We start from the raw sequence: 4,731 nt of genomic DNA on the forward strand, positions 1-4,731 counted from the left end.
TTCGTGGCGGTCAACTGCGCGTCGATTCCCGAGACGCTGATCGAGTCCGAGCTGTTCGGCTACGACGAAGGCGCCTTCACCGGCGCACGGCGCAAGGGCCATCCCGGCAAGATCGTGCAGGCCCATGGCGGCACGCTGTTCCTCGACGAGATCGGCGACATGCCGCTGTCGATGCAGGCCCGGCTTGCTGCGCGTGCTGCAGGAGCGCAGCGTTTCGCCGCTGGGTGGGGTGCGGCAGGTGCCGGTGGACGTGGCCGTGGTCTGCGCCACGCACCGCAACCTGCGCGAGATGATGGCGCAGGGCACCTTCCGCGACGACCTGTATTACCGGCTGAACGGGCTCGTCGTGCGGCTGCCCGCGCTGCGTGAGCGCACCGATCTGGCCGTGATCGTCGAGCGCATCCTGCGTGCGCAGGCCGACGCCCCCGCCAGCGCGGTGCCGCGCGTCGCGCCCGAGGCCATGGCGCTGTTCGCCGCGCATGCCTGGCCGGGCAACCTGCGCCAGTTGAGCAGCGTGCTGCGCACCGCGGCGCTGATGGCGCGGGGCGACGCCGGGGTGATCCAGCGGGCGCATCTGCCCGAGGACTTCCTGGAGGATTGCGACCTGCTGCTGGCGCATGCCAACGGCACGGCAGTCAATGCAGGAGGGCCTGCCCCGGCCCTGGCCGGGGCCTGGGCCTTGCCGGGCGAGCATGCGTTGGCACACAGCCCCGTTGCCGTGCCGCGCCTGGGCGATACCACCGCTGCTGCCCTGGCGCAGGCGCTAACGGCCCACGGCGGCAATGTATCGGCCGCGGCGCGTGCGCTGGGCGTGTCGCGCAACACCGTGTACCGTCACCTCAAGGCGGCGCAGGCCGCAGGCGGGCCCGAGCCTTTCAAGCCGGCGGCCCGAGCGCGCTGACGGCCTCCCATTCCGCGTCGCTGTACAGCCGCGACCGTGTGAGAAAACGCAGGCCCGTGGGCCGTTCCAGCGAGAACATGCCGCCGTTGCCGGGCACCGCATCGATGATGAGGTGCGTGTGCTCCCAGTAGGCAAACTGCGAGCGGCTCATGTAGAAGGGCGTGCCCGCGATCTCGCCCAGCAGCACGTCCGAATCGCCCAGCAGAAACTCCCCCAGCGCGAAGCACATCGGCGCGCTGCCGTCGCAGCACCCCCCCGACTGGTGGAACATGAGCGGGCCGTGCTGCGCGACCAAGCGCTCGATGAGCGCGACGGCCGCCGGCGTGGCCGAGACGCGGCCCACAGGCCCGGTCTCCGGGGCGGGTACCGGTGTGGAGGGGGCGGCCGGCGTGTTCATGGGGATCAGGCCGTTGCCATGTCCAGCACGATGCGCCCCTGGATCTGCCCCTGGCGCATGCGGTCGAACACGTCGTTGATGTTCTCGAGCTTCTCCGTGGCCACGGTGGCCTTCACTTGGCCGCGCGCGGCGAAATCGAGCGACTCCTGCAGGTCGAGCCGCGTGCCCACGATGGAGCCGCGCACCGTCACGCCGCGCAGCACCATGTCGAAGATCGGCAGGGGGAAGTTGCCGGGCGGCAGCCCGTTGAGCGCCACCGTGCCGCCGCGCCGAACCATGCCCAGGGCCTGCTCGAAGGCCTTGGGCGACACGGCGGTCACCAGCGCACCGTGGGCACCGCCGATCTCCTTTTGCAGGTAGGCGGCGGGGTCGGTGGTCTTGGCGTTCACCGTCACGCTCGCACCCAGCTGCCTGGCGAGGTCGAGCTTGTCGTCTTCCACGTCCACGGCGGCCACGTTCAGGCCCATGGCCTTGGCGTACTGCACGGCCATGTGGCCCAGGCCGCCGATGCCCGAGATGACGACCCAGTCGCCGGGCTTGGTGTCGGTCACCTTGAGGCCCTTGTACACCGTGACGCCGGCGCACAGCACCGGCGCGATGTCCACGAAGCCGATGTCCTTGGGCAGGTGGCCCACGAAGTTCGGGTCGGCCAGGGCGTAGTCGGCAAAGCCGCCGTTGACCGAATAGCCGGTGTTGCTCTGCGATTCGCACAGCGTCTCCCAGCCGCCCATGCAATGCGTGCAGTAGCCGCACGCCGAGTGCAGCCAGGGCACGCCCACGCGGTCGCCTTCCTTCACGTGCTTGACGTTCTTGCCGACGCCGGCCACGAAGCCCACGCCTTCATGGCCCGGGATGAACGGCGGGTTCGGCTTGACGGGCCAGTCGCCTTCGGCGGCGTGCAGGTCGGTGTGGCACACGCCGGAGGCCTCGATTTTCACGAGGATCTGGTCGTCCGAAGGCGTGGGCACGGGCACTTCCTCGATGGTGAGCGGCTGGCCGAATGTGCGAACGACAGCGGCCTTCATGGTCTTGGCGGTCATGGGTGGGGAAATCCTTTCGTCTGCAGCGGATGTGCAGCGGGTTCAACGGGGTGTCGGGCCTTCACGGTAGGCCCGACACCCGGTGGCTGGGCTGATGCAGATCAAGCGATCAGAAGAAGCCCAGCGGCGCCTGCGAGTAGCTCACCAGCAGGTTCTTGGTCTGCTGGTAGTGGTCCAGCATCATCTTGTGGTTCTCGCGGCCGATGCCCGACTGCTTGTAGCCGCCGAAGGCCGCGTGCGCAGGGTACTGGTGGTAGCAGTTGGTCCACACGCGCCCGGCCTGGATGCCCTTGCCCATGCGGAAGGCGCGTGCGCCGTCGCGGCTCCACACGCCGGCGCCCAGGCCGTAGAGCGTGTCGTTGGCGATCTCCAGCGCCTCTTCCTCGGTCTTGAAGGTGGTCACCGACAGCACGGGGCCGAAGATCTCCTCCTGGAAGATGCGCATCTTGTTGTGGCCCTTGAACACCGTGGGCTTCACGTAGTAGCCGCCGGCCAGGTCGCCGTCCAGGTGGTTGCGCTCGCCGCCGATCAGGCACTGCGCGCCCTCCTGCTTGCCCAGGTCCAGGTACGAGAGGATCTTTTCGAGCTGCTCCTGCGAGGCCTGCGCGCCGATCATGGTGGCCTTGTCCAGCGGGTGGCCCTGCTTGATGGCCGCCACGCGCTTCAGGGCGCGTTCCATGAACTGGTCGTAGATCGATTCCTGCACCAGCGCGCGGCTGGGGCAGGTGCAGACCTCGCCCTGGTTGAGCGCGAACATCGCAAAGCCTTCCAGCGCCTTGTCGAAGAAGCCATCGTCGGCCGCCATCACGTCTTCGAAGAACACATTGGGGCTCTTGCCGCCCAGCTCCAGCGTCACGGGAATGATGTTCTGGCTGGCGTACTGCATGATGAGCCGGCCCGTGGTGGTCTCGCCCGTGAAGGCTATTTTTGCGATGCGCGGACTGCTGGCCAGCGGCTTGCCGGCTTCCAGGCCGAACCCGTTCACCACGTTGACCACGCCGGGCGGCAGCAGGTCGCCCACCAGTTCCAGCAGCACGAGGATGGAGGCGGGCGTCTGCTCGGCGGGCTTGAGCACCACGCAGTTGCCGGCGGCCAGGGCCGGTGCGAGCTTCCATACCGCCATGAGGATCGGGAAGTTCCACGGAATGATCTGCCCCACCACGCCCAGCGGCTCGTGGAAGTGGTAGGCCATGGTTTCGTGGTCGATCTCGCTGATGCCGCCTTCCTGCGCGCGGATGCAGCCCGCGAAGTAGCGGAAGTGGTCGATGGTCAGGGGAATGTCGGCGGCCATGGTCTCGCGCAGCGGCTTGCCGTTGTCCAGCGTCTCGGCCACCGCGATGGTGAGCAGGTTGGCTTCCATGCGGTCGGCGATCTTCAGCAGGGCGTTCGCCCGGTCGGTGGTGGAGGTCTTGCCCCAGGCGGCCTTGGCCTTGTGGGCGGCATCCAGTGCAGCGTTGATGTCCTTGTCGTTGGAGCGGGGGATGGAGGTGAACACCTGGCCGTTGATGGGCGAGGTGTTCTCGAAATACTGGCCGTCGACGGGCGGCACCCACTGCCCGCCGATGTAGTTGCCGTACTGCTTCTTGTAAGGGTTGGCGATGCCGAGGCTGGCGATTTCTGCCATGTTCATGGTGCATGTCTCCTGTGGTCGGTTGGGGTGTTCCACGCCACCGGGGTGGCGCGGGCCTCTGTGTTGGCGCAATGCACGTGCCAGCTGGGTCAGGGCAGGCCAACCTTCAAAATGAATAGCAGGCAAACCAAGCAGATCAAGCGGTGGTGGTCGATTGCTCTTTGATCGCTTCAAGGCCGCATCGAGCGCTGGAGTGCCCCGTGGCGCAACGGGTGTTCCGTTGCGGAACACTTGGCGGGTCGATGTGGAACAACGCCGGACCCGCACAATGGACGGGTTCCCCATTCGACCTCCGCACGTCACCCCGATGAAAAAGCCGCCTTCCGCTCCCGTGAGTGCCTTCGCCCAGGAACTGCCCGGGGTCTTCGCGCCTTGGGGCTCCGTCCGCTTGCGGCGCATGTTCGGCGGCTGGGGCGTCTTCCACGAAGGCCGCATGCTGGCGCTGGTGGTGAACGATGCGCTGTACCTCAAGGCCGATGCGCTCACCGCGCCGGTGTTCGACGCCCGTGGCCTGCAGCCTTTCGTCTACGAGCGCCATGGCCGCCCGGTGGCGCTGTCGTACCGGCAGGCCCCGGCGGAAATGTACGAAGGCCCGGCCGAAGCGGTGGAGTGGGCCAGCCGGGCCTGGGAGGCCGCCCTGCGGTCGGCTTCCCGGCCGGGGCCGGCGGCCAGCCGCAGGCCGGGTGGTTCGGTGGACAAAAAGGGGCGGTGAGCCACCGCGCCGTCCGGTGCTATTGATTTGATAGCTACCAGGGCAATCAAA

The 4,731-nt window shown here is 67.9% G+C and carries 4 protein-coding genes and 1 pseudogene; 2 read left to right on the forward strand and 3 right to left on the reverse strand.

The genetic code is table 11. From position 1 onward, the window contains the following. Positions 1–901 (forward strand): annotated as a pseudogene (locus AC27IQ_RS18950) (sigma 54-interacting transcriptional regulator); the annotation flags it as partial. Here AC27IQ_RS18950 and AC27IQ_RS18955 read toward each other — a convergent pair. From AC27IQ_RS18955 to adh, 3 genes are all read right to left on the reverse strand, one after another. Further along, positions 876–1,298: a DUF779 domain-containing protein gene (locus tag AC27IQ_RS18955; RefSeq protein WP_284406404.1), complete on the reverse strand. Its 423-nt coding sequence runs from the start codon at positions 1,296–1,298 to the stop codon at positions 876–878. The pseudogene AC27IQ_RS18950 and the gene AC27IQ_RS18955 sit on opposite strands and share 26 nt — an antisense overlap. Positions 1,299–1,303: 5 nt before the next feature. After that, complete coding sequence (gene adhP, locus AC27IQ_RS18960; protein ID WP_487090396.1) at positions 1,304–2,338, reverse strand: alcohol dehydrogenase AdhP; 1,035 nt, start codon at positions 2,336–2,338, stop codon at positions 1,304–1,306. 109 nt (positions 2,339–2,447) lie between these two features. Then, positions 2,448–3,968, reverse strand: a complete 1,521-nt coding sequence (gene adh, locus AC27IQ_RS18965) for an aldehyde dehydrogenase (RefSeq protein WP_487090397.1) — start codon at positions 3,966–3,968, stop codon at positions 2,448–2,450. A gap of 331 nt (positions 3,969–4,299) precedes the next feature. Between adh and AC27IQ_RS18970 the strand changes: the two genes are divergently transcribed. Continuing rightward, positions 4,300–4,680: a TfoX/Sxy family protein gene (locus AC27IQ_RS18970; RefSeq protein WP_487090398.1), complete on the forward strand. Its 381-nt coding sequence runs from the start codon at positions 4,300–4,302 to the stop codon at positions 4,678–4,680. The last annotated feature ends 51 nt before the right edge of the window (positions 4,681–4,731 follow it).

This window comes from Acidovorax sp. KPB24-07 (assembly GCF_057543315.1).

Coding starts and splice junctions, on each gene's coding strand:
- adhP (WP_487090396.1), bottom strand. CDS start 2,338: ATGACCGCCAAGACCATGAAGGCCGCTGTCGTTCGCACATTCGGCCAG.
- adh (WP_487090397.1), bottom strand. CDS start 3,968: ATGAACATGGCAGAAATCGCCAGCCTCGGCATCGCCAACCCTTACAAG.
- AC27IQ_RS18955 (WP_284406404.1), bottom strand. CDS start 1,298: ATGAACACGCCGGCCGCCCCCTCCACACCGGTACCCGCCCCGGAGACC.